The 25,678-nt window shown below is 36.1% G+C and carries 26 protein-coding genes; all 26 read right to left on the bottom strand.

Translation table 11 applies throughout. The features are described 5' to 3' along the window. Positions 1-94: 94 nt before the first annotated feature. Positions 95-844: a twin-arginine translocase subunit TatC gene (gene tatC / locus AC1FXZ_RS00130; protein ID WP_480049799.1), complete on the bottom strand. Its 750-nt coding sequence runs from the start codon at positions 842-844 to the stop codon at positions 95-97. 74 nt (positions 845-918) lie between these two features. Next, positions 919-1,134 (bottom strand): twin-arginine translocase TatA/TatE family subunit, encoded by a 216-nt coding sequence (gene tatA / locus AC1FXZ_RS00125; protein ID WP_480049797.1) that lies wholly within the window; start codon positions 1,132-1,134, stop codon positions 919-921. A gap of 28 nt (positions 1,135-1,162) precedes the next feature. Next, positions 1,163-1,948, bottom strand: a complete 786-nt coding sequence (locus AC1FXZ_RS00120) for an SDR family NAD(P)-dependent oxidoreductase (protein WP_480049795.1) — start codon at positions 1,946-1,948, stop codon at positions 1,163-1,165. Positions 1,949-1,970: 22 nt separating this feature from the next. Then, positions 1,971-2,747 (bottom strand): SDR family NAD(P)-dependent oxidoreductase, encoded by a 777-nt coding sequence (locus AC1FXZ_RS00115; protein WP_480049793.1) that lies wholly within the window; start codon positions 2,745-2,747, stop codon positions 1,971-1,973. A gap of 46 nt (positions 2,748-2,793) precedes the next feature. Next, a complete protein-coding gene (locus AC1FXZ_RS00110) occupies positions 2,794-3,111 on the bottom strand; it encodes an SDR family NAD(P)-dependent oxidoreductase (RefSeq protein ID WP_480049792.1) in 318 nt (105 codons plus the stop codon). A 377-nt stretch (positions 3,112-3,488) separates the two neighbouring features. After that, positions 3,489-5,105, bottom strand: coding sequence for a sigma-54-dependent Fis family transcriptional regulator (locus AC1FXZ_RS00105; RefSeq protein WP_480049791.1), 1,617 nt, complete (start codon positions 5,103-5,105; stop codon positions 3,489-3,491). 19 nt (positions 5,106-5,124) lie between these two features. Then, the gene (locus AC1FXZ_RS00100; RefSeq protein WP_480049790.1) at positions 5,125-5,751 is read right to left on the bottom strand and encodes a GntR family transcriptional regulator; all 627 of its coding nucleotides are present in this window, start codon (positions 5,749-5,751) and stop codon (positions 5,125-5,127) included. A gap of 137 nt (positions 5,752-5,888) precedes the next feature. Further along, positions 5,889-6,932 carry an NADPH dehydrogenase NamA gene (gene namA, locus AC1FXZ_RS00095; RefSeq protein WP_480049789.1) on the bottom strand — a complete coding sequence of 348 codons (1,044 nt, stop codon included), beginning with the start codon at positions 6,930-6,932 and terminating at the stop codon, positions 5,889-5,891. Between the two features lie 21 nt (positions 6,933-6,953). Beyond that, positions 6,954-7,145 (bottom strand): hypothetical protein, encoded by a 192-nt coding sequence (locus tag AC1FXZ_RS00090; RefSeq protein WP_480049787.1) that lies wholly within the window; start codon positions 7,143-7,145, stop codon positions 6,954-6,956. A gap of 16 nt (positions 7,146-7,161) precedes the next feature. Then, complete coding sequence (gene lpdA / locus AC1FXZ_RS00085; RefSeq protein ID WP_480050023.1) at positions 7,162-8,541, bottom strand: dihydrolipoyl dehydrogenase; 1,380 nt, start codon at positions 8,539-8,541, stop codon at positions 7,162-7,164. A gap of 25 nt (positions 8,542-8,566) precedes the next feature. Then, on the bottom strand, positions 8,567-9,862 hold the full coding sequence (locus AC1FXZ_RS00080) for a dihydrolipoamide acetyltransferase family protein (protein ID WP_480049785.1): 1,296 nt from the start codon (positions 9,860-9,862) through the stop codon (positions 8,567-8,569). A 12-nt stretch (positions 9,863-9,874) separates the two neighbouring features. Beyond that, positions 9,875-10,861: an alpha-ketoacid dehydrogenase subunit beta gene (locus tag AC1FXZ_RS00075; RefSeq protein WP_480049783.1), complete on the bottom strand. Its 987-nt coding sequence runs from the start codon at positions 10,859-10,861 to the stop codon at positions 9,875-9,877. A 26-nt stretch (positions 10,862-10,887) separates the two neighbouring features. Continuing rightward, a complete protein-coding gene (locus AC1FXZ_RS00070; RefSeq protein ID WP_480049781.1) occupies positions 10,888-11,880 on the bottom strand; it encodes a thiamine pyrophosphate-dependent dehydrogenase E1 component subunit alpha in 993 nt (330 codons plus the stop codon). Positions 11,881-12,315: 435 nt separating this feature from the next. Beyond that, complete coding sequence (locus tag AC1FXZ_RS00065) at positions 12,316-13,752, bottom strand: aldehyde dehydrogenase family protein (RefSeq protein WP_480049779.1); 1,437 nt, start codon at positions 13,750-13,752, stop codon at positions 12,316-12,318. A gap of 19 nt (positions 13,753-13,771) precedes the next feature. Further along, a complete protein-coding gene (locus AC1FXZ_RS00060; protein WP_480049777.1) occupies positions 13,772-14,812 on the bottom strand; it encodes an ABC transporter permease in 1,041 nt (346 codons plus the stop codon). Positions 14,813-14,846: 34 nt separating this feature from the next. Next, complete coding sequence (locus AC1FXZ_RS00055) at positions 14,847-16,376, bottom strand: sugar ABC transporter ATP-binding protein (RefSeq protein ID WP_480049775.1); 1,530 nt, start codon at positions 16,374-16,376, stop codon at positions 14,847-14,849. Between the two features lie 52 nt (positions 16,377-16,428). Then, on the bottom strand, positions 16,429-17,451 hold the full coding sequence (locus AC1FXZ_RS00050) for a zinc-dependent alcohol dehydrogenase (protein WP_480049773.1): 1,023 nt from the start codon (positions 17,449-17,451) through the stop codon (positions 16,429-16,431). 18 nt (positions 17,452-17,469) lie between these two features. Continuing rightward, positions 17,470-18,255 (bottom strand): SDR family NAD(P)-dependent oxidoreductase, encoded by a 786-nt coding sequence (locus tag AC1FXZ_RS00045; RefSeq protein WP_480049771.1) that lies wholly within the window; start codon positions 18,253-18,255, stop codon positions 17,470-17,472. Positions 18,256-18,270: 15 nt separating this feature from the next. After that, a complete protein-coding gene (locus AC1FXZ_RS00040; RefSeq protein WP_480049769.1) occupies positions 18,271-19,587 on the bottom strand; it encodes a sugar ABC transporter substrate-binding protein in 1,317 nt (438 codons plus the stop codon). 11 nt (positions 19,588-19,598) lie between these two features. Beyond that, the gene (locus AC1FXZ_RS00035) at positions 19,599-19,994 is read right to left on the bottom strand and encodes a cupin domain-containing protein (protein ID WP_480049767.1); all 396 of its coding nucleotides are present in this window, start codon (positions 19,992-19,994) and stop codon (positions 19,599-19,601) included. Positions 19,995-20,021: 27 nt separating this feature from the next. Further along, complete coding sequence (locus AC1FXZ_RS00030) at positions 20,022-21,248, bottom strand: M24 family metallopeptidase (RefSeq protein ID WP_480049761.1); 1,227 nt, start codon at positions 21,246-21,248, stop codon at positions 20,022-20,024. 331 nt (positions 21,249-21,579) lie between these two features. Next, a complete protein-coding gene (locus AC1FXZ_RS00025) occupies positions 21,580-22,599 on the bottom strand; it encodes a zinc-dependent alcohol dehydrogenase (protein WP_480049765.1) in 1,020 nt (339 codons plus the stop codon). A gap of 62 nt (positions 22,600-22,661) precedes the next feature. Next, complete coding sequence (locus tag AC1FXZ_RS00020; RefSeq protein WP_480049763.1) at positions 22,662-23,057, bottom strand: cupin domain-containing protein; 396 nt, start codon at positions 23,055-23,057, stop codon at positions 22,662-22,664. A 27-nt stretch (positions 23,058-23,084) separates the two neighbouring features. Beyond that, positions 23,085-24,311 (bottom strand): M24 family metallopeptidase, encoded by a 1,227-nt coding sequence (locus AC1FXZ_RS00015; protein WP_480049761.1) that lies wholly within the window; start codon positions 24,309-24,311, stop codon positions 23,085-23,087. A gap of 363 nt (positions 24,312-24,674) precedes the next feature. Next, positions 24,675-25,004: an EamA family transporter gene (locus AC1FXZ_RS00010; protein ID WP_480050021.1), complete on the bottom strand. Its 330-nt coding sequence runs from the start codon at positions 25,002-25,004 to the stop codon at positions 24,675-24,677. Between the two features lie 15 nt (positions 25,005-25,019). Continuing rightward, positions 25,020-25,553 (bottom strand): DMT family transporter, encoded by a 534-nt coding sequence (locus AC1FXZ_RS00005; protein ID WP_480049759.1) that lies wholly within the window; start codon positions 25,551-25,553, stop codon positions 25,020-25,022. Positions 25,554-25,678 lie beyond the last annotated feature (125 nt).

The following is a 25,678-nucleotide window of genomic DNA, read 5'->3' as shown; positions in this document are numbered from 1 at the left end:
TTCTTGATAAGGTAATCATTTTGTATTATCTACCGGAATATTGCGATATATAAAATTAGGCTGTTAAGAATATTCCCTTAACAGCCTGTTCTAATTAATTAGAGATTTCATGACTATTCTCGTTCTTCTTTTTTAAGCTTCGTTTTCTGTCATATAAAGCAATCAAAATACTAATTTCGTAAAGCAAGAGTAAAGGAATAATAACTAAAATATCTGACGTAATATCTGGAGGTGTTATTAAAACTCCCAATACAATTAAGATAAAGTAAGCAAATTTCCTAGATTTTTTTAAGTTTTCTGGACTTAGTATACCTATTTTTGTTAAGAAAAGGATGACTAGTGGAAGTTCAAACAATAACCCAAAAGGAACTACGACTGAGAAAAGAAAACTAAAGTATTGAGATATTCCTATAATTTCTTGAGCACCAATAGTATGTGTCATAGAAATCATAAATTTATTAATTAATGGAAAAACGATGTAGTAGCCAAATGATAGTCCCATAAGAAACATAAAAAAGGAAATGGGAATCAGTCTTAATGTTAATATTTTTTCCTTTTCCGTCAAACCTGGCTTTACGAATAGCCAAGTTTGAAAAAGAATAAATGGTAAACAAATTATAATACTAATTAAAAATGCTACTTTTACATACACTAGTAACGCATCTGATAAATGAAAAACATGCCAATCAAAAAAGTTTGCAGCTGGGTCGTTTTTCAAATGATTTACAATGGATGGAGCCATAATAAAGCCAATTATTATGGTTATTATAAAAGTCACAAAAATAAAAATTAAATGCTTTCGCAGTTCTTCTAAATGACCTAAAATTGGCATCTCTTTGTCCATGAATCTCTCCCCTATAAGAATTTTATAAACTGTGAATAAAAGTACTAATAACTTTTATTCACAGTTTTAAACTACTAATTTATATGTTCTACCTTAGCTTTTTCTTCATTTTTGTTAGAATCAATAATATCTTCATCAATGTCTTCAGTTAATTCTTTCGTCGACTTCTTAAACTCTCTTAATGTATCGCCAAACGCCTTACCAATTTCAGGAAGCTTCTTTGGTCCAAAGATCACTAAAGCTATAATCAAAATTAAGATCAACCCTGGAACTCCAATATTGGAAATCATAAACATTACTCCTTTATCTTCATTTTATTTAGTGTAGCTGCATCCCACCGGTAACATTAATTCCTTGTCCCGTCATATTCTTTGCAAGGTCTGACGACAAATATAGAACCATATTTGCAATATCCTCAGGATCTTGTGGTCTCTGTAACGGAATTCCTTCAGTAAATTCTCTAAAAGCTTGTTCTTCTGATATTGATTTTTCTCTTGAAATTTGTTTAAGGAGAGGTTCCCATAAAGGCGTACGAACCACACCTGGACAAACAGCATTTACGTTTATATTATATTCTGCTAATTCCTTAGCTAGGCCCTGTGTTATGCCGAGAACTGCAAATTTACTAGAAGAATAGTGCACAAATAATGGAATTGCTTCCTTTCCAACCATTGAAGAAATATTAACTATCTTTCCGCTATTTTGCTTAACCATGTGTGGGACTGCAGCCCTAGAGCATAAGAAAACTCCTTTTACGTTCACATTAAACACGCGATCCCACTCTTCTAATGTTATTTCATGAAAAGGTACGGCACGACTCACACCTGCATTATTTACTAAAATATCTATCTTTCCATATTCCTTAATCGCTGAGTCTATTAAATGATTAGCATCATTCTCATTTGAAACATTACTTTTTACAGCAATCACGTTCTTATTCATATGTTGTATTTCATCTCTTACTTCTTCTGCGCTTTTTATATTAATATCAGAGACTACTAATGAAGCACCTGCATTGGCTAATGTTAGAGCTATTTGTCGTCCCATTCCATTCCCAGCACCTGTAACAATTGCAACCTTACCGTCTAAATTAGTTGTATACATGGGGATTCTCCTTTCATCATTTTTAATGTAGCTCTTTCCCCCCAGAAATCGTCATGGTCGCACCTGTAATATAGTTAGATTTTTCACTCACTAAGAACGCTATTAACTCCCCTATTTCCTCAGTTTTCGCCATTCTCCTTAGAGGGACATTTGCTAGTAGTGTTTCTTGATATTGTTCAGCTGTCATCCCTTCTAGAGGTCCACGCTTTGTAAACACATCTTGCATAATATCAGTATCTGTATATCCCGGACAAACAGCATTCACATTTATGTTATAAGGGGCTAGTTCCAATGCGTAAACCTGTGTTAACATGTTAACAGCTGCTTTTGAAACACAATAAACTCCATTCCCAACTTCCCCAGTTTTTGAAGCAATCGACGATATACTAACGATCTTCCCTTGATTACGTTTTATCATACTTTTTGCAACTGCTTGAATACATAAAAAAACTCCCTTAGCATTTACATCCATAATCTTATCCCAATTGTTCTCTTCTAGATCAACTAGTAAACTTGATGAAATGACCCCTGCACAATTGACTAAAATATCAATCTTATTAAATCTATTTAGTACTAATTTTACTCCTTCTTCTACAGAACCCTTTTTACTTACATCTAATTCAATTGTCATATTTTTAATTTGTAACGAATCCAGTTCTTTCCCCGTTTTAGTTAAGTTTTCTTTATTAATATCGGCTATAACCACTGTGGCACCGTAATTACCTAACAATAAAGCAACTGCTTTCCCTATCCCTTTTCCTGCACCAGTAACTATCGCAACACGATTATTTAAGTTCAACCCTTTCACCTCGTTTTAGTTTCAGAAGTGTTGAAAACGCTTTCATTCATTCGTATTTATGAAACTCATTAAAATTCATAACAGAACTTAACTTGTATAAAATACCTTGATAATAGACAATATCAATTTGCTTTAATTTCTCATTATTTTTTACCAACATTTTTTTATTAGGACCTTCGTTAGGTGTGGTGAACTGAAAGAGGGTAGCTTTATGAACGCTCCTAATCACCTCGTCTATTTTTTCTCCATGAATTTGACTTTTTTCTGCTATTATAATTTCCATTCCTTTTTGAGCAAGTAGCAAAGCAACTTGCCTACCAATTCCATAACCACCTCCAATTACTAACGCCACTTTTCCCCTCACAATCTCCCCCCCCTTTTACCACTCCCTCTAGTAAATTGAAATGCAAAATTTATGCCAATCTCTTTTTATATATAAGTCGCTCTTTTAAGGCTATCTAAGATTTGTTCAATTTTAGTTAACTGCTTATTTTCTATACACTTTTAATAAAATAATTACTTTTTATACATTTACTTCTTTTATTTTTCTTGATTATAGTATTATATAATCAAGAAAAAACAAGGGATGCCTAGCTTGTTTACAAGCTAGGCACCCCTTGTTACTAAAGGATATAATTGCTGTTTATTGCAGAATAAAAGTGCTAAAACAAAGAAAATTTTTATTATAATACGTAAAATTATAGCTTAATATTATTCGCATTATAAATTTTTACGAAGAAGCTAATTTGAATACTCAACACCTTTATTTTCATTTAATTTATATTGTTTCATCTTGTTATACAACGTATTTCTAGTTATTCCTAGTGCCTTTGATGTTTTCGAGATGTTACCATTGAATAACTTTAACGTTTTTATAATGGACTGCATTTCAATTTTATCAAGGATTTTCAAATCAGTCGTCCCTTCTAAAATAATATCTTGTAATATATGCTCTGGAAAATGATGTATTTTCAGTTTGCCACCCTGTGACATTATAACGGCTCTCTCTATATAATTTTCTAACTCCCTAATATTACCTGGCCATTTGTATAATTGTAATGCAGAAATTAGGTCTTCATCGAAACCGTCTGTTTTCAGTCCTATTTTATTTTCAATCTTTTGTAGGAGTTTTGAAAACATTAAAGGAATGTCTTCTGGCCTTTCACACAAAGGTGGGATTTTCAAAAGCACCACACTTAAACGGTAAAATAAATCTCTTCTAAATTCGCCCTCTTCTACTAATTTATTTAAAGGTTCATTTGCTGCTGTTATTACACGTACATCTAGTTGAATTGAATTATTTCCACCAATTCTTGTTACCTCATTCTCCTGTAACACTCTAAGAAGCTTAACTTGCATTTCCATCGGCATACTATTAACCTCATCAAGAAAAAGGGTCCCTCCCTTTGCTAATTCAAATTTACCAACTTTCCCACCTTTTTTCGCTCCAGTAAAAGCCCCATCCTCATAACCAAATAATTCACTTTCTATTAACTCTTTAGGTAAAGCCCCACAGTTGATCGCAATAAATGGTTGATTTTTCCTATTACTAAAATTATGAATGGCTTGTGCAAATAACTCTTTTCCCGTCCCACTTTCTCCTTCTATTAATACTCTGGAGTCAGTTTTTGATACCCATTTTGCTAAATTTAAAATTTCTCCCATTTTCGAACTCTTATATAGAATATCTTCAAATGTGTAACCTATCTTTTCTTTTTGATTCCTGATTTCTTTATTTTTTTCAACACTTTCATAAGTAAGCGCTTTCTCAATAGAGCGCACTAAAGTGTTAACAAATCCAAGTGTATGTTGATGCGCAAGTGAAAAGTGACCGGAGAGATTTAGAACCCCAATTATCTTGCCTTCGTGATCATGGATCGGTGCTGCTGAACACGTCCATTCATGAAATAAAACTTTATAATGTTCAGGACCAAAAATTTGAACTGGTTTATCTTCTACTAATGCAAGTCCAATTGCATTCGTTCCGGCAATTCTTTCAGAACGATTAGCACCACGAACAAACCCACGTGTTTCCGCTTTTTTTAAGGTCTCTTTCGCTCCTGTTATTTCCAATACAAGACCATTTTTATCGGCCAACACACAAATAAATTCCGATTGGTCAATAAACTGTTTAATTTCAATGATCTGTTTTTCTACAGCGTGGATAAGAGGCTGGTTTTGTTTATTGCTTTTTACATACTCATTCTCTAGTGGAAATAACTTCTCATATGGGTCGATTTTCGCATCACGACACCTTTTCCATGACCTGGAAACAAAGTCTCTAATATGACTTAACTGGGTTGATTGTTTACTAGTGAATTTCTCCCAATCGGAAAGAATTTCATGAAATTTTTCCATTCAACATCCCCCTTACTTTTTACAAGAGCTCTTTTAGTTCTAAAAAGTGGTCACGTATTAGTTTTTCAGCTTGAACAACATCCTTTTCTTTAAGAGCATAAATTATTGGTAAATGTCTCGGAACTAAATTCCTTTTTTCTTTTCTATATAATAATGTGCCAAAATATGTCCAATATGGAACACAGATTTTTTCCCATGTTCTTAATAAGATTTTGTTTTGTGACAACTTAACTATGACTTTATGAAACTCATTATCTAGATTTATCTGTACTAATAAATCATCTGATAAAGAAGCCACATCCATCTCATCATAAATATCTTCTAATTGTTTGATATCTTCCTCTGTAACAAAATTAATTGCTGTACGAATTGCTAAACCTTCTAGCTCGGCACGGACACTATAAATGTCTTTTAGATCCTGTGTCGTAAACTTTTTCACAAATGTACCTTTATATGGTTCAATTTCAAGTACACCTATTTGCTCTAAATCTATAAGAGCTTCTCTAACTGGTGATTGACTTACGCCAAGATCCTTAGCTAATTTGGTTTCTACTAAACGTTGACCTGCTTGCACATCTCCTTTCATAATTAATTCAGATATGTACTTTTTAACTTCTTCCTTTAACATTGTTTTTTTAGCTAACAATGAAATCGCCTCAACTTCCCTTTAATCGATTATCGATTATTCTAATTGTAAGTATTTTCTGACTCTTTTTCAAGTAGATTTTCAACTTTTTATTAATTCGATAAAAAACCACCCCAACTTGGGATGGTTTTCAACATTTAGTCCAAATGCTTAAATCGTATTTTCCAGGACCAAGCCCTTTCGTATTGTTCTGGGGAATCTATATTAACTCGAAGTTCATCGGCAGCAGTTCTTGGCCAATAAGGGTTACGTAATAGCTCTCGACCTATGAACACCAAGTCAGCCCTTCCATTTTTTAATATTTCTTCCGCTTGTAACCCATTAGTTATTAAACCTACTGCACCAGTCATCAGTCCGGCTTCTTTGCGAATTTTTTCAGCGAACTGCACTTGATAACTAGGAAAAACTTCTGGTCTAATATTTAAAACTGCTCCAGATGAACAATCTACAAGGTCAACACCTTGTTTTTTCATTAATTTCACATATTCTACATAATCTTCGACTTTATTCCCTTCAGGGTGGTAGTCTGTAGCGGAAATTCTAACAAACAAAGGACCTTCCCAAACTTCCTTAACTGCTTGAATGATTTCCTCTAAGAAGCGATAGCGGTTTCTACTTGTACCACCATACTCATCTTTTCGAAAATTTGATAGAGGAGAAAGAAATTCATTTATAAGATAGCCGTGTGCTGCATGAATCTCAATGAGGTCAAATCCAGCTTTTTTTGCTCGAACTGCACCGTCTTTAAATGCTTCGATAGCTTCTTTAATCTCCTGCTTATCCATTTCTTTAGGCGTTTTCATATTTTCAAATGGGACTGCTGATGGAGCAACAATTTCTCCCTCTACAGTTGCTTTCCGACCTGCATGAGCCAGTTGTATTCCAATGTGTGTATCATTTTCATGTACTAAATTAGTAAGCATTTGTAGACCTTCGATATGTTCATCATCCCAAATTCCTAAATCTTCATCGGAAATCCTTCCTTGTGGTGTCACGGCAGTGGATTCTACAATAATTAACCCTACTTGCCCAACGGCTCGACTCGTATAATGAGTGAGATGCCAGTTTTGAATTTTCCCATCCTTCTTATGACATGCGAATTGGCACATTGGAGACATGACTATACGATTTTTCAACGTAATATCTTTCAACTGAAAAGATGTAAAAAGTGCTGTATCCACTATAGTTCCTCCTATTAAAATTTACTTACAGCATGAACAAGCTTCACCAAAACACCCAATTAAAGCCTTTTCTAAATCATTTGATAACATTTTGGCTGCGTTTGGTGTTAGATGAATGACTTGCTCTTCTTTTTGAAGCTCCTCCGAACTTTCTACTACTTCAACTTTACTAAAATTACCAAAAGTTGTTATTTTCACAAATTGTTGAGACATGTACATTTCCTCCTCTTTATTGGTGAATTCCTCTGCCCAACCATGAGTTAGCAACTTCATATAATCCTTCAGATAAACTTGGATGAGGGTGAATCATCTCTCCTAACTCTTCAACAGTTCCTTCTAACTTCATAAAGGCAGCAGCCTCTGAAATCATCTCAGTAACATGGGGACCAACCATAACAACACCAAGAATTTCACCATACTTTTTATCTGCAATTAGTTTTATAAACCCAACTCGTTCATCCATTGCTATCGCTTTCCCGTTTCCAACACTATGATAGATTTCACTTTTCACTTCATAACCCTTTTCAATTGCTTCTTGCTCTGTCATCCCTATACTGGCAATTTCAGGCATCGTATAGATGCATCTCGGGACAACATGATAATCAACTTCTCTTTGAGTAGAAGAACATGCATTTTCAACAGCTATTAAACCTTCATAACTAGCAACATGGGCCAATTGCCAACCACCAATTAGGTCCCCAATTGCGTAAATAGAAGGAATGTTTGTCTCTAAAAATTTATTAACCTTAACATTAGTTCCATCAAACTCTAATTCTAATTCCGAGAGTCCTGTTATGTTGGGTCTTCTACCAACTGAGACAAGAACTGTTTCACTTTGTATTTGTTGATCTGCACCTTTATCATTATAGTAGTAAATCGTTTTCTTCTTTTCAGAAGTTATTTCCTTGACTTGAGCATTTGTAATGATTTTTACTCCCTTTTTTTCCAGGTAGTCCTCTAACGTTTTTGAAGCAAGTTTATCCTCTGTCGAAGCTATGCGATCTGCCATCTCGATAATCGTTACCTCAACTTCTAGACTTGCAAATATACAGGCAAATTCGACTCCGATCACTCCTCCTCCAATAATTGTTATTGAAGAAGGAATTTCTTCTATAGCAAAGATCGTATCACTGGTATAGGCATGCTCTACCCCTTTAATTTTCGGCAAGGAAGGGACTGAACCTGTTGCTAAAATAATTTTTTCACCCTTAATTTCTGTATTGATGTCATTTTCCTTATTTATTTTTACAATGTTAGAAGATGCAATTGTACCTGTTCCATTGTAGAAATCAATCTTATTACGTTTCAAAAGCGAAGAAATACCTAATCTTAATGTATTAATGACCTTTCTTTTGCGACTCATCATCTTTTCAAATGATATTTGAATATCACCTGTATGAATTCCCCACTCTTGAGCTTTGTGCATCAATTCAATCACTTCAGCATTCCTCAATAAAGTTTTTGAAGGAATGCAACCAGTGTTTAAACAAGTTCCACCTAATTCCTTTGCCTCAATTAAAGCAACGGATTTCCCGAAATTAGCTGCACGTAATGCTGCAACATAACCTCCAGGTCCTCCACCCAAAATGACGATATCGTATGTCTTCATCTTCATATCAATTAAACGGCCCCCCTCAAATTAATAGTTTTATTGGATTCTCCAATGTTCGTTTTAATTCAGTTAAAAACTCAGCAGCTGGGGCGCCATCTATGATGCGATGATCGAATGATAAACTCAGTGTTATCATTGGACGCAATTCAATTGAACCATTCACTCCAACTGGCTTTTCCAAAATTCTACCTACTCCTAAAATAGCCACTTCAGGTTTATTAATGATTGGAGTAAAACTATCAATCTCATACATTCCTAAATTACTTATAGTAAAAGTACCTTCCTTCATCTCATCAGGAGACAGCCTTTGTTCTCTAGCATTCTTAATAAGATGTTTGCAACTAGTGGTTAACTCAGTTAAATTTTTTTGGTCAACGTTTTTAACAACAGGAACAACCAGACCATTATCTAGAGCCACCGCAATTCCAATATTTATTTCTTGATTTAAGACAATCAGATTATCTTGAATCGATGAATGTAACATTGGAAACTTTTTTAGTGTGTGAGCAGTAATCTTCATTAATATTTCAGTAACCGATAAACGGTAACCTGTTTGCTTTTCTACCTGTGGGAGTAATTGCTTACGTAAGTCTATTGCCCTTGTCATATCTGCTTCACTTATTATCGTCACATGAGGGATCGTACTAGCACTTTCTGTCATCTTTTCAGCAACTACTTTTCTAATTCCTTCAAGTTTCTGCGACTTCTTTTGTGACTCATAAGAATGTTCATCAACATCCTTTTTCATGATTTTGTGGCGAACACCGGTGCCTTTTACTTCCGCTAAATCAATCAACTCTGATTTTGCCACTTTCCGTGCTAATGGGGTTGCTAAGACCTCCTCCGAATTAGAAACGCCTTCTACGTCTATTACATGAATGCGCCCTTTTGGACCTGAACCGTTTAAAGTGGATAAATCAATTCCTCGTTCCTTTGCCATTTTTTTTGCAGCTGGTGTCGCTCTAATTTTATCGAAGGTAACCGTTGATGATTGTTTAGGATTAACAGGGCCTGTTTGATCAAGTTTCTCGTGGTTTTTTTCACTTTTCACCTTAATCTCATTATCTGGTATAATTTCGCCTTTATCACCAATAAATCCGATGACTTCATTTACCGGAACCACCATATCGACTTCGAACTTTTTTTTCAACAAAACACCACTCGCATTTGCTTCTATTTCCAATTCAATTTTATCTGTTAAAATTTCTAAAAGAGGTTCTCCTTTCTCAACTAGCTCTCCCTCTTCTTTGAACCACTCTAGGATTGTCCCTTTTTCCATAGTTGCACCTAGTTTAGGCATTACTATTTTTTCAGCCATTTCTCCCCCCCCTTACACGTTACAAGTCACAATTGACTTCGCTGCATTAATAATGTCCTTTATTTGAGGAACTGCGTGCTTCTCTAATTCAGGATTATAAGGAATTGGTACAGGTAATCCTCCAAGACGAACTATAGGAGCATCTAAATAATCAAACGCTTCACTTTCTTGAATAATGCTGGCTATCTCTGAACCAAAACCACCTCTTTGAACAGCTTCATGTACAACAATGACTCGACCAGTTTTTTTCACGGAATCAATAACGGTTTCTTTATCAAAAGGTACTAAAGTCCGAGGGTCAATGATTTCAACGCTAATTCCTTCCTTCTCCAGCTCTTCTGCAGCCTTAAGTGCTCGATGCACCATAATAGATGTTGCGATAATTGTTACATCATCTCCTGTCTTTTTCACTTCAGCCTTCCCTAGGGGGATTGAGTACATTTCTTCTGGCACATCTCCCTTAACACCATATAATAATTTATGTTCATATATTAACACTGGGTTATTGTCGGCAATTGCGGCTCTTATTAGCCCCTTTACATCATATGGAGTAGACGGTTGAACAACCTTTAGACCGGGAATATGAGCCATCCAAGCTTCCAAACTTTGAGAATGTTGTGCGGCAAATCCCGCCCCTGAACCAGCAGGTGTCCGAATGACAACAGGAACTTGCCCTTTTCCTCCGTACATGTATCTTAATTTTGCTGCTTGATTTACAATTTGATCCGTAGCAATTGTTATGAAGTCAGAAAACTGCAACTCTAATATCGGTCGCATTCCTGTTAATGCGGCTCCGACTGCACAGCCACTTATTGCAGCTTCGGAAATTGGTGTATTCCGAACCCGTTCTGGACCAAACTCTTCTATTAATCCTTTTGTAACCCCGAAAGCCCCACCATATATACCGATATCTTCACCCAAAATAAAAACATCTTCATTTCCTCGCATTTCTTGACTGATTGCTTCATTAACAGCTTCTAAATAAGTAATTTCTCTCATCATCCATTCCTCCATTCTACTGTCTATTAGTCGGCATACACATCTTCTTCAAGCGTCCCTAAATCAGGAACTGGACTATTTTCTGCAAATTGCACAGCTTCTTCTATAGTCCTCTTCACTTCCTTTTTGATCTCTTCAATTTCCCTTTGAGTTACAAGGCCATCTTCCAGCAAACTTTCTTGAAATAATTTTATTGGATCCCTATTCGTTTTCCATTCATTTTCCTCTTCACGCGTACGATACTTTCTTGCATCACTTTTGGAATGACCTTTCCAGCGATAGGTTTTTGCTTCGATTAACGTAGGACCCAACCCTTGTCGTGCTCGTTGAACAGCCTCCTCTGTTGTTTCAAGGATATGGATAAGATTACTTCCATCTACAATCTTTCCGGGAATACCGTAAGCACTTGCGCGGTCTGCAATATTTTCTACATTTACCATTTCTTTGATAGATCCACTCATTCCGTATTGATTATTCTCACAGAAAAATACAACCGGTAAGTTCCAAATAGAAGCTAAATTTAATGCCTCATGAAAACTACCTTCATTAGAAGCGCCATCTCCAAAAAAACAAACGACAACATAATCTAAATTTTTCATTTTAGAAGTAAGTGCCGCCCCACAAGCTAAGGGGTGTCCACCAGCTACAATTCCATTAGCCCCAAGATTACCAACTTCTAAATCTGCAATGTGCATTGATCCACCTTTGCCTTTGCAATAACCAGTAGACTTACCAAGTAGTTCTGCCATCATTTTATTTACATCACTACCCTTAGCAATGCAGTGACCGTGACCACGATGTGTACTTGTAATTTTGTCTTCTGTTGTTAAAGCAGCACAAGCTCCTACTGCAGTAGCTTCTTGCCCTGTACATAAGTGCATCGTTCCATGGATTTTCCCCTGCATGAAAAGCTCTTCTACTTTATCTTCAAAATCACGAATCAATATCATCTGTGACAATAAACCTAAGAGCTTATCTTTATTCCGTTTTATTTCTACTACTTTTTGTGAATGAAGCATAAAAATTCCTCCTCTATTAGAAAATATAAGATTCTATCTTTCCCTACGCCAGCTAAAATGTATCTATCACTCCTTCTATACTTTTATACAAATATGTCATGCAAAAAACATGCCAGTGAAAACTCCTTGTATAATAAGAATTTTTGAAAAAATTTATGGTTAAATCATCAGCATTGTAGCTGAATTGTGTATTTTTTTATCAACAGCGATTACTCTAATGAGTGCTTTTTATGCCTTTTATTTCTAGTATTTTTAAACACTAACTACTTATTGTGTCTAGAATGTAAAAACTGCTAACTGAAGAAACGTAAAATTATTGATAAGCTCTCAATTAAAAGGAATTCATCTTCATCATATTTAAATGTTGGACTACCAAAACGACTAAACGGCCTCACCCCTTTGAAATTGGGGCTAAGGCCGTTTATAGCATATTTTTTATGTTTCATTGAAAACGACAAGCTTCATTTCTGTCATTTCTTCTACCGCATATTTAATCCCTTCCCGTCCAATTCCACTATCTTTTATCCCTCCATAAGGCATATGATCGACTCTAAAAGTCGGTATATCATTAATAATTACTCCACCAACTTCTAACTTTTTTGACGCCTCAATTGCTGTTCTCAGATTATTTGTATAGATACCTGATTGGAGACCATACCTTGATTCATTACTTAATGAAATTGCTTCTTGAATCGAAGAGACTTTCTCTATTACGACAACTGGGGCAAATATCTCTTGACTACTTATTTTATCTTCCTTGTGCACATTTAAAACGACAGCTGGCTGTAGGATATTTCCTACTGTATCTCCTCCACATGCTATGGTTGCACCGTTGTCAACAGCCTCTTGAATCCATTCTTTTACTCGCATTACATCTCCCTTTGATATTAGAGCTGCGATATCCGTAGATGGATCAGTGGGATCACCCTTTTTTAATTGTTTTGTTTTATTTACAAAACTCGTAACAAATTCCTTATAAATATACTCATGAACATAGATTCTTTGAAGTGATATACATATTTGACCTTGATTTGAAAATGCTCCTGTCACACACTTTTCTACAATTGAATCGATTTCTACATCTTTATCAACTATTAAACTAGAATTAGAACCGAGTTCAAGCGTTACCTTTTTCAATCCCGCTATGCTGCGTAATTCTAAACCAACTTCGGGACTTCCGGTAAACGTTAACATTTTAATTCTTGGATCTCTCACTAGACGCTCACCAATCACACTACCTTTTCCAGTAACAACATTTAAAACTCCCTTCGGCAAACCAGCTTTCTCAGCCATTTGAGCTAAAAAAAGAGCTGATAATGGGGTTTGAGAAGCTGGCTTTAAGATAATTGTATTGCCAGATGCAATGGCAGGGCCAATTTTATGCGCTACTAAATTCATAGGAAAATTAAAAGGCGTAATTGCAGCAATCACCCCGATTGGTTCTCGAAGCGTATAGGCAATCCGGTTTTCCCCTCCTGCTACTGCATCCATGGAAATCATTTCACCATGAATTCTTTTCGCTTCCTCTGCTGCAAATTTATACGTTTCAATCGTTCGTTGTACCTCAATTCTCGCGTATTTAAGTGGCTTAGAAGCTTCCTTGGCTATTATTAAAGCTGCCTCTTCAAAATGAGATTGAAATAATCGTGAGAGCTCTTCTAATATTTCAGCCTTCTGATAAGATGGCATTGAGGACATAACCTCTTTGGCTTGTTCCGCTGCTATAATAGCTAATTCTATTTCATGTTCTCCTGCTTGTGCAATATCAGCTATTTTTTCTCCATCATAAGGGGAGTGTAATGGTGAATAGCTTTCAGTCGATAACCATTCACCATTAATAAATAGTTGCTCCTTACTACTTTTTTTAATCATACTCTTCCTCCTATTTTTTCTACTTTACCATTTTTATTTTCTTACGATCTAGACCAACCGCAACTGCAACAATGACTACAATACCTGTTATAACTATTTGTAAGTAAGGATCAACCGAAAGAATGTTCATACCATTCCCTAATACAGCCATGACTAAAACACCGATTAGTGCTTTATGTGGTCCACCAACCCCACCTGTTAAAGCTGTACCACCAATCACTACAGCAGCGATCCCGTCTAACAGTAATCCTTCACCCATACGAGGAGCCGCTGCACCAACCCTTGAGGCAAGTAATACCCCGGCTATACCTGCTAAGAAACCGGAAATAATAAACCCATATATTTTATACTTAATAATATTTACTCCCGACATTTTTGCGACAATTTCACCACCACCAATCGCATACATATATCTCCCAAACTTCGTTTTAAAAGCAATAAATATTGTAAGGAGATAGATTAATAATGAAATTAGAACGATATTTGGTATACCAAATAACAACGTCCCTCTAGTTAGACCTAAAAACTCCATATTATTAATAGGAATAGGGCTTCCTCCAAGCAACATTAGCGCAATTCCATCTAACGCAAACATCGTACCTAGCGTTACTAGAAAGGATGGAACTTTACCGATGGCAAATATTAAACCATTAAGCAAGCCACAAACGATCCCAATGATAGCACCAATAAAAAGGCTTGTAATAACTGACGATCCGGTAGAAACGACAACCATTGTGCCAACCACACCAGCTAATGTAACTATAGACCCAAAGGATAAATCTATACTTCCCATTAACAAGATGAAGGTGATTCCACACGCAACAATTAACAGTACTGCAGATTGACGTAATATATTAAGAAAATTGCCTACTGTTAAAAAGCTATCACTAGCGATTGAAAAGAAAGTAATCAAAATAATTAATGATATGACTGGTAAAAAAGCCATAAAAATTTCTTTAGTACTTACATTTTTATATTTATCTGATAAAAACTTAATCCTTTTTTTGGGTTCAGGTTGTTGTTCTTCCTCATTAGAAACTTTCTTTGGCTCCATACTCATCGAACATCTCCTCCTTTTCATAAATAAGACTGAGTTAAACCATATAACTGATCAATTGTTTTTCGGAAGGTTTATTTTCAACTGAAGCATCGACTTCAGAAGTGATTAACCGATCCTTCATCACTAAAATCCGGTTAGAAATTCCAATTAGTTCCAAAAGTTCATCCGAAATGATAATAATGGACAAACCTTCTTTTGTTAATTCGCGAAATAATGAGTAGATCTCTTCTTTAGCACCAGGGTCTATCCCCCGAGTTGGATTATCAAGGATGAGCAGTTTTAAATCCCTCATTAACCACTTAGATAACACTACTTTCTGTTGGTTACCACCGCTCAAATCACCACAATCAACAGTCTCATTCGGGGCTTTTATTGATAACTTCTTCAAAAACTTTTTCGAAGTTTCTCTTTCTTTCTTTAAATTAAGCAAACCGAATTTATTGCCGATTAGATCGCCTAAGCTAGACAAAGATATATTCCAGTTAATTGAAAATCCTTCAATAATCCCTTCAATGTTCCGTTCCTCAGGTATATAACCAACTCCAAGTTTAATAAACTCTTCTAATCCTTTGTTCGTCATGGTATTACCTGAAAAAGAAATCGTTCCTCCATCCACCTTCAATGCACCAGCTAGCGCCTTTCCTAGATCTGCTTTACCAGAGCCAATAACACCACCAATGCCAAGAATCTCTCCTTCCCGAATTTCAAGGTTAATGTTTTCAAAGCTATTTTTTAATGAAAGATCTTTAACAGTTAACACTGGGGTACCAAATGTGGACAACTGTCTGTCTTCCTTATAATAATCTTCATCCCGAATTCTCCCTACCATTAGTTCATGGAGAACCTTTTCGTTTACCTCTTTCGGGCAAACTTTTTCGACAATTTCCCCATCCTTCATAACGTAAATACTATCACTAATATTTAAAATTTCTGATAAGCGATGAGAGACAAAGAGAAAAGATGCTGAAGGTTTTAATTTCTCAATAATTTTATAGAATTCTACAATTTCTTCTTGAGTTAGGGATGAGGTAGGTTCATCTAATAAAATGAGTGGGATTTCAATATCGAATAATTCTGATGAAATCGAGCATGCCTTCGCTATTTCAATAGCCTGTTTTGTTGAAAATGGATAAGACTCTACGGGTTTAGCAGGGTCTACATCCAAATTTAATTTTGCAAGTATTTCCTTTGCTTTATTTATCATTTTGTTTTTATCAAGGTAAATTCCAGCTTTCTTAAAAAGGTTTTCATGTGATAAAAAAATATTCTCATAAACTGTTAAATTTGGTACCAGAGCAAGCTCTTGGAAGACCCTTGCAACCCCCTTTCGAGTCGCATCATGGTAATTTTTCGGCTCATATTTTTCCCCTTTAAGAAACATTTCACCACTGTCAGGCTCGAATAGGCCACACATAATATTAAATAACGTAGATTTACCGGCGCCATTTTCTCCTACTAAACCAACAACTTCCCCTATTTTCACCTGGATACTAGCATCAGTAAGTGCCTTTACACCACGAAAGTGTTTTGTTAAGTGTTTTGCTTCAAACAATATTTCGGACATTCACTCTCCCCCTTTTTAAAAAGGAGGTTAGAATAAACTAACCTCCATCCAGTTACTCATTAATCAGGTGTAATTTAATACAATTTTTTGAGGTGTTGGCCATTTTAAACGCTTCTATGGCTTTCTCTAAAGGAAATTCATGCGTAACAATTGGAGACAAGTCTATCGAATTGTTCTCTAAAAAGGCCATTGCTCGACTCCATACATAAGGAGAACCGACTACTCCCTTTACATTAAGGCCTTTAATTTGGATTTTTCCGAGCTCAACTGTTACTTCCTGACCTATATTAATACCAGTAAAAGAGATATTGCCATTATTTTTCGCTAAATCAAAAGATGATTTTAATGCTTCTTTATTACCTGATGCTTCGACAACTACATCGGCACCTAGTCCATTTGTCACTTCTCTAATTTTTTGACCGACATTTTCATTTATAGGGTCAATAGTTATATCAGCACCTAGTTTTTTACCAATTTCCCTTCTGAACGGGATAGGTTCAACTAGAATCGTTTTTGAACCCATTCCAACAGCAGCAGCAAGTGTACATAAACCAATTGGGCCACCACCTAAGACGACCGTCCAATCTCCAGCGTCTACACCACCATGAACATGTAAGGAATAATAACCTACACAAAATGGTTCGATTAATGCACCTGTTCTATAGTCCAATTTTTCAGGTAATTTATGAAGCCATTCAGGTTGGGCAACAAGGTATTCTGCGTCGGCTCCGTTTAGAGTGAATCCAAAATGATCTGAATTTGGACAATAGGAAAAGTTACCTGATTTACAAATTGAACATTTTCCACAACCAATGACACACTCTCCTACTACTCTATCACCAACTTTGAATCCAGATACATCACTTCCAACTTTCACAACTTCACCAGACCATTCATGGCCAGGAGTTATCGGATAGCTAAATGGGATAATATATTGCCCTTCAATTAATTCATAATCTGAATGGCAGATTCCACAAACTTTCATTTTGATCAGTACTTCCTTAGAGGAAATAATAGGGGCAGGAACTTCTTCTAATCTAAGGTTATTCGGACCTGTTATTACAACCGCTTTCATTTTTCCCCTCCTCTAGTCTTAATGGAATTCTACACCACCATTTACATTTAAAGCTTGACCAGTAACGTACGAACCGTTTTTAGATGCTAGGTAAAGAATAGCTCCAGCGATATCTTCTCCAGTACCATGTCTTTTTAATGGAATGGAATCTATGACCATTTCTTTCATTTCTTCAAACGTAATTCCTCTTATCACAGCTTCATCTTTTAGTGCTTTCCAATGCATTTCGGTTGCCATATTACCAGGCGAAACTGAGTTAGCAGTGACTCCATAGTCAGCTAGTTCTAAAGATAAGGCCTGTGTAAAGTTAATGACTGCTGCCTTTGATGCACAATAACAAGCAAAGTATTTATGCCCTGTTTTACCATAGAATGAACCTGTATTTACAATCGTACCGAATTTTTGTTGTTTCATTTGTCTTGCAGCATATTTAGACCCTAGAAAAACTCCACGTAAATTAACATTTAAAATTTTATCTAGTACATCAGTTGGTGTCTCAGCAACTTCAAGCATATCTTGAACAACACCAGCATTATTGGCCATGATGTCTAATCGTCCAAACTTTGAAACTGTTTGCTCTACTAAGTTCTTAACTTCATCTTCTTTGGACACATCTGTTATAAGGCAAAAACCTTGGTTCTCTGGAAATTCCATTTTAAATGTTTCAAAAGACTCTTGAAGCTTTGGGGATTTATCAGCTAGGACTACTTGAATTCCTTCCTTTGCTAATGTCCGACAAATGTTAAGCCCTAAACCTCCTGCTGCACCTGTTACAATGGCTACTTTATCTTTAAGTTCACTCATTTTCCAAACCCTCCATTATAGTATCTTTTTCTTATAGTGAGACGCATACAAGTTAGTAATTTCTTCAAATTCACCGCTATCTAGTGATTTTCTATAAGCTTCATTTTCATTGTACCCAGCTGGTTTTTCCCTCGTCCCCCACATTTCCTCTAGCTCAATAGGCCATAACTCGTTTTGAGGGTCCCAATCATCTGGATGTAACACCCTTGACATTAGTTCCCAATCAAGAGGAAGTTTTTCATTCGCATAAAACTTATTATAATAATCGTCCACATTATTTTTATCGATAATTGCACTACCTGTAAACATCATTCTCTCAGGCACCGTTGGTTGCCAACCGTGAAATGCATCAAAAACTCTAACTGCACTATATCCTGCTTGCCAAAAAGGATGACTTGTAACCGTAGCTGTAAACCTTCCCTCTTTAATTAGTCCCATCGTTTCTTCGTTTCCATCAAGTCCAATAATTGGTACCCCTGTTATTCCTCTTTCCTCCATTGCCTGCATACATCCAATTCCAGTATCATCGTTCTGAGCAAAAACTCCATCAGGTTCTGGGTGAGCCGTAAGAATATCTTCCATTACTTTACGAGAATCTAAGCGATTCCAATTTCCAGGTTGCGAGGCAATTAACTCGATATCTGGATACTCCTTAAGGGCACGTTCCAATCCAACAGTACGTTGCCAATCAGCCGTACCTCCTGGGAATCCAGACACTTGAACAAGTTTTCCTTTCCCACCCATTTCTTCAAATAATACTTTTGCAATTTGATATCCGGATTCAATCGAACTAGGTGTAAAGTAGGTAATATAATAGTCACCTGCATCAAATGGTGTCGTCCAATCAGGCATATCCCAAGTGTGAGTAAGGAATTTTTGATTTTCATTAGCCATACGAGCTAGCGTTAATATATTTCCAGCTCCTGGTGTTGTAATGAAGAACATCTTATTTTCTTTTTGTGCTGATAACGTTTCAAAAGTAGATAACTGCGTTGTTGCATCATTATCATCAATGAATTGACTATATGCCATTCCAAGCGCAGCAACTGCTTGTTCTGCTCCTCTATTCCACATTTTGTAATAATCATTATCTAATGTACTAAACATCGCAACCATTGGCTCATCTTTTTTAATAGCCATCCCAACCGTTCCAGGTTCATTCGGTGAAGCTCCTTTGCTAGCCATTTCCTCGGCTGCATTATTACATGCTGCAAGTAGTGGACCAAAGGCAGCTACACCACCTGCAGCAGTAATTGCCTTAAGAAAGTTTCGCCGGTTTACATTGATACTTTGAATTTTACTTAAGAAATCTTGATTGTCCTTTTTACTCATGTTTTATCCCCCTAACTTATTGGATTGTAACCAGCCTTTTTTAATGAAGGTGAACCACCATAAACCCAAACTGTCTCAAGGTCTTCCGTTGGATGCGTATTTTTAAAGAAATGTCGATCCCCTTTTGGTACAAAGACGAGATCTCCTGGCCCGATTTCAAATTCTTCATCGCCACTGATGGCTATACCCTGTCCTTTAATTACGTAGAGAATCTCTTCTGCATTTGGATGTGTATGGAGTTCATGAGCTCCTCCACCTGGGCCAAAAATCGTATGACCAAACACGGTATGTTCAGCCCCTGTTTCTTCAGAGCACGCCCATTTCACATCCATTTTTACCCAACCTTCATCTGCCTTTAATTCATTATCCTTTTTGAGTTCAAAAACATTCACTTTTCTTCTAATCATCTAAGAAAACCCCTTTCAATATTCGTTTTAATAGGCTAAGTTTCCAGGTAGACCACAACTGATGAGAACATCCGACGGGAACTTTGTAATAACCTCACAACCATCTTTGGTTACAACAACTTCATCTTCAATCCGTGCTCCACCTTTTCCATCTGCCGATGGACAATACGTCTCAAGCGCAAAAACCATTCCTTCTTTTAATTCAAATGGTTTATCCATAAATAGTCGTGAAATAACTGGCTTCTCCCAAATACTCATTCCAATTCCATGCCCAAACTGTAGGAGATAAGCTTCCTTCTCATCTTTCAATCCTATCTCTTCTGCAGTAGGCCAACATTTCGCGATATCAGCAGTTGTAGCTCCTGGTTTTACCGCATTAATAGAAGCCTGCAACCATTTATAAGCCTTATCATATGCTTCTTGTTGTGCTTGTGTTGGATTGCCACAGACAAATGTCCGATAATAACAAGTTCGGTATCCATTAAAGGAGTGCATAATGTCTAAATACACCATGTCTCCTGGACGGATCATACGATCAGAGAATACATGAGGATGAGGTTGGCCTCTTGATCCAGAAACACTGTTAACACATTCTACTAATTCTGATCCCATTGCATATAAGTTTTTATTGGCAATGGAAACTAGGTCATTCTCTCTCACGCCTGGTTTAATTGCTCTAACAATTTCTCCATAGGTTGCATCGACCATTGCAGCTGCCGTTTTTAAGAGTTCAATCTCATCTGGCGTTTTAATCATTCTTGCATCAAGCATAGCTTGTTGCCCATCAACAACATCGATCCCCTCGTTTTCTAAAGCACGAATTAAGGGAATATCCATTATGTCTACACCAACTGGCTTATTCTCAATTCCAAACTCATAAAGAACTTTCTTAATCTCACTGGCGATTCTCTCTACGTTTCCATACTCACTTGGTACTGCCCCACGCATTGAACCCACTGATGGATGGACACTATCGGCAATCCATGGACTAGAAATCCTTTTTGCTGGAGTAGCAGGATCATAGAGCTGTGGACTGCCGTCTTCAGGAAGAATGGCATAACGTGTCATTTTATTTCGTGCCCACTCCCCAATATGAGTCCCTGTAATATACCGAATGTTATCAAAATCATAACAAAGTAATGCACCCAAGCCGTGAGCTTTCACTTGTTCTCTTGCTTTCTCTAACCTTTCTTTTCTTAACCTCTCATAGTTGACTCGATCTTCAAAGTCTACACCCATTAATCCATACCTCATGTTCTCACCTCTATTGATTTGATAATTTCCATTTCATAAACTACTATTGCAAAAATTGTGCCAAACTATAAATTGATAAAAAACGTACTAAACTAGGAATTTAGCTACCTTATATGTTTAGTTTATTGTGCTTAAATCATTAACATAATTAATAGGGTGCTCACTAATTAAACAAATATTCAGAATTTATAGTATTGGCTGAAATAAAAAAGGCATGTCCAAAATTTTGACATAACCTTTTTTGAAAAACACTAGTAGGGAAAATTTAAAAAGAGTAGGGAAGATCTCCTTCCCTACTCTCACAAAATATAAAAACGCATATAGTTTAAAGTTACGCTAATAAATGTAATTTAATGCAATCCTTTGAAGTGTTAGCTAGTTTAAATGCTTTTTCTGCATCTTCAAGACCAAATTCATGTGTAACAATTGGTGATAGGTCTATTGAATTGTTCTCTAAAAAAGCTATTACTCGATTCCATACATATGGAGAGCCAACTGTTCCTTTTATGTTTAATCCTTTTATTTGAACTTTCCCTAATTCAACCGTAATTTCTTGACCAATATTAATTCCTGTAAAAGAAATCTTACCATTATTTTTTGCTAAATCGAAGGTTTGTTTCAAAGCGTCTTTATTACCTGACGCTTCTACTACAACATCTGCACCTAGTCCATTAGTTGCATCGCTAACTATTTCATCCACATTCTCAGTTAGTGGATTAATGGTAATATCAGCACCTAGCTTCATACCAATTTCTCTTCTAAATTCCATTGGCTCAATTAAAATCGTTTTTGAACCCATACCTTTTGCAGCAGCAAGCGTACATAATCCAATTGGTCCCCCACCGAGGATCACGGTCCAATCTCCAGCATCGACACCACCATGCACAAATAACGAGTAATATCCCACACTAAACGGTTCAATCAAAGCACCTGTCTTATAGTCTACATTTTTTGGCAATTTATGAAGCCATTCAGGTCGAGCCACTAGATATTCTGCATCTGCTCCATTTAAAGTGAAACCAAAGTGATCTGAATTAGGACAATACGAGAAGTTACCTGATTTACAGATAGAACATACTCCACAACCAATTACACATTCACCCGTTACCCGATCACCCTCTTGAAAGCCAGATACATCACTTCCTACTTTCACGATCTCTCCTGACCATTCATGTCCAGGAATAATTGGATATTCAAAAGGAATAATATATTGTCCATCAATTAATTCATAATCTGAATGACAGATACCAGATACCTTAACTTTAACTAATACTTCTTGAGAAGAGATTTCTGGTGTAGGAATTTCTTCAATCTGATATTTATTAGGTTCTCTTATTACAAGCGCTTTCATTTTATTCCTCCCTCTATAATAAACTCATGAAAGAAATCTACCTATCAAAACAAATTTTAAAATTAGTCCAAAGGATTATAGCCAGCCTTGTTTAACGAAGGAGCTCCACCATAAACCCAAACTGTTTCAAGGTCTTCCGTTGGATGCGTATTTTTAAAGAAATGTCGAGCCCCTTTTGGTACAAAGACGAGATCTCCTGGCCCGATTTCAAATTCTTCATCGCCACTGATGGCAATACCCTGTCCTTTAATTACGTAGAGAATCTCTTCTGCATTTGGATGTGTATGGAGTTCATGGGCTCCTCCGCCTGGGCCAAAAATCGTGTGACCAAACACGGTATGTTCAGCCCCTGTTTCTTCAGAGCACGCCCATTTCACATCCATTTTCACCCAACCTTCATCCGCCTTTAATTCATTGTCCTTTTTGAGTTCAAAAACATTCACTTTTCTTCTAATCATCTAAGAAAACCCCTTTCAGTATTCGTTTTAATAGGCTAAATTTCCAGGTAAACCACAACTGATAAGAACATCCGACGGGAACTTTGTAATAACTTCACAACCATCTTTGGTTACAACAACTTCATCTTCAATCCGTGCACCACCTTTTCCATCTGCCGATGGACAATACGTCTCAAGCGCAAAAACCATTCCTTCTTTTAATTCAAATGGTTTATCCATAAATAGTCGTGAAATAACTGGCTTCTCCCAAATACTCATTCCAATTCCATGCCCAAACTGTAGGAGATAAGCTTCCTTCTCATCTTTCAATCCTATCTCTTCTGCAGTAGGCCAACATTTCGCGATATCAGCAGTTGTAGCTCCTGGTTTTACCGCATTAATAGAAGCCTGCAACCATTTATAAGCCTTATCATATGCTTCTTGTTGTGCTTGTGTTGGATTGCCACAGACAAATGTCCGATAATAACAAGTTCGGTATCCATTAAAGGAGTGCATAATGTCTAAATACACCATGTCTCCTGGACGGATCATACGATCAGAGAATACATGAGGATGAGGTTGGCCTCTTGATCCAGAAACACTGTTAACACATTCTACTAATTCTGATCCCATTGCATATAAGTTTTTATTGGCAATGGAAACTAGGTCATTCTCTCTCACGCCTGGTTTAATTGCTCTAACAATTTCTCCATAGGTTGCATCGACCATTGCAGCTGCCGTTTTTAAGAGTTCAATCTCATCTGGCGTTTTAATCATTCTTGCATCAAGCATAGCTTGTTGCCCATCAACAACATCGATCCCCTCGTTTTCTAAAGCACGAATTAAGGGAATATCCATTATGTCTACACCAACTGGCTTATTCTCAATTCCAAACTCATAAAGAACTTTCTTAATCTCACTGGCGATTCTCTCTACGTTTCCATACTCACTTGGTACTGCCCCACGCATTGAACCCACTGATGGATGGACACTATCGGCAATCCATGGACTAGAAATCCTTTTTGCTGGAGTAGCAGGATCATAGAGCTGTGGACTGCCGTCTTCAGGAAGAATGGCATAACGTGTCATTTTATTTCGTGCCCACTCCCCAATATGAGTCCCTGTAATATACCGAATGTTATCAAAATCATAACAAAGTAATGCACCCAAGCCGTGAGCTTTCACTTGTTCTCTTGCTTTCTCTAACCTTTCTTTTCTTAACCTCTCATAGTTGACTCGATCTTCAAAGTCTACACCCATTAATCCATACCTCATGTTCTCACCTCTATTGATTAATATAATTAATTACATCTCATATGTAACTTTGCAATAATCGTGCCAAAAATAAATCTAAGAAAATATGAATATAATAGGGTTTTCAATTAACCTTAATGTTTAGTAGATTAGCAATTTTAAAAATGTGTAATTTTTTTAAACAAAAACTAATACTTATTATTTCTAGGTTGAGTTTGCTTTCCCTTTTCTTAACCACCTTCTTTTTTGATACTTTTATATTTTTTTATAACGTTTTTGTTATTTTATGCCATTTATTTTGTTTTATAGACAATTAATATTCGATAAACGAACAGTAAGAGAAGTCCTAATTTTTCATTTTTAAAAAAGTAACTTCTTTCACCCCTAAAATCGAGATCGCTTTCCTTCATGTGCTGCCAAAGGAGCTTTTTCTTTTTCATATTTAACAGTAAAAATCCCACTTAGTATCAATGTAATTCCCAAAATTGAGATTATGGTTAGTGTCTCATCGAGAAACAACCAACCTGATAGCACACCAAAAACAGGTATTAAAAGTAAACTAATAGAACTTTTGCTTGCTTTTGTATTTGAGAGTATATGGAACCATAATAAAAATGTTAATGCTGTTGCAAATACCCCTGAAAAAAGTAATACCAAAATTGAGTTCATATGCCAGACAATAGAGTTATATGGTTCAAACAAGAAAGCACAAATAAATAAAAGAAAAGTTCAAAAAAACATTTGATACGTCGTAAATTGAAGTACATTAACATCATCTAAATAATTCTTGTATATTAAATTAGAGATTGCCCATACAATTGAGGAAGATAAGACTAACAACTCAGGCAGAAACATAAATGAATTAATGGACTCTGGTCTTAAACCAAGTATAAAAAACAGCCCAGATATACCAAGAAATAGTCCAACAGATCTTCGAATTGTTAGTTTTTCATTTGGAGTGAAGAAGTGTGCCAGTATATTCAACCAAAATGGCATCGTATAGTAAAGCAATGATGTTAATCCTGTATCAATATATTGAATAGCAATTTGTAAGGCTAAATGAATATAAAATGTTTGTAAAAAACCACATAATATAAACCATTTAATTTTTGATCTTGAGGGATAGGGGATTTTCTTATAAAGACAAATAATGAATAAAACACTAACTCCTAATAAAAACCTAAGTGCGGAAAACATAATTGGTGGAAAATAGAACATCGCTACCTTCATAAATACCCAGTGAACTCCCCAAATTAAGCACATTATGATATGGATAGGCTACACTAAGTTGGACAGATGAAATAAGGGCTTGTAAACTTAGACTATTAAATTAAGGGAGCGTGCTACTATGACACGTCAACGTCGAACTTTTACACCCGAATTTAAAC

It is taken from the genome of Halalkalibacter sp. HAAS-P014, assembly GCF_056619965.1.
This window is presented reverse-complemented; position numbering and strand designations above follow the sequence as displayed.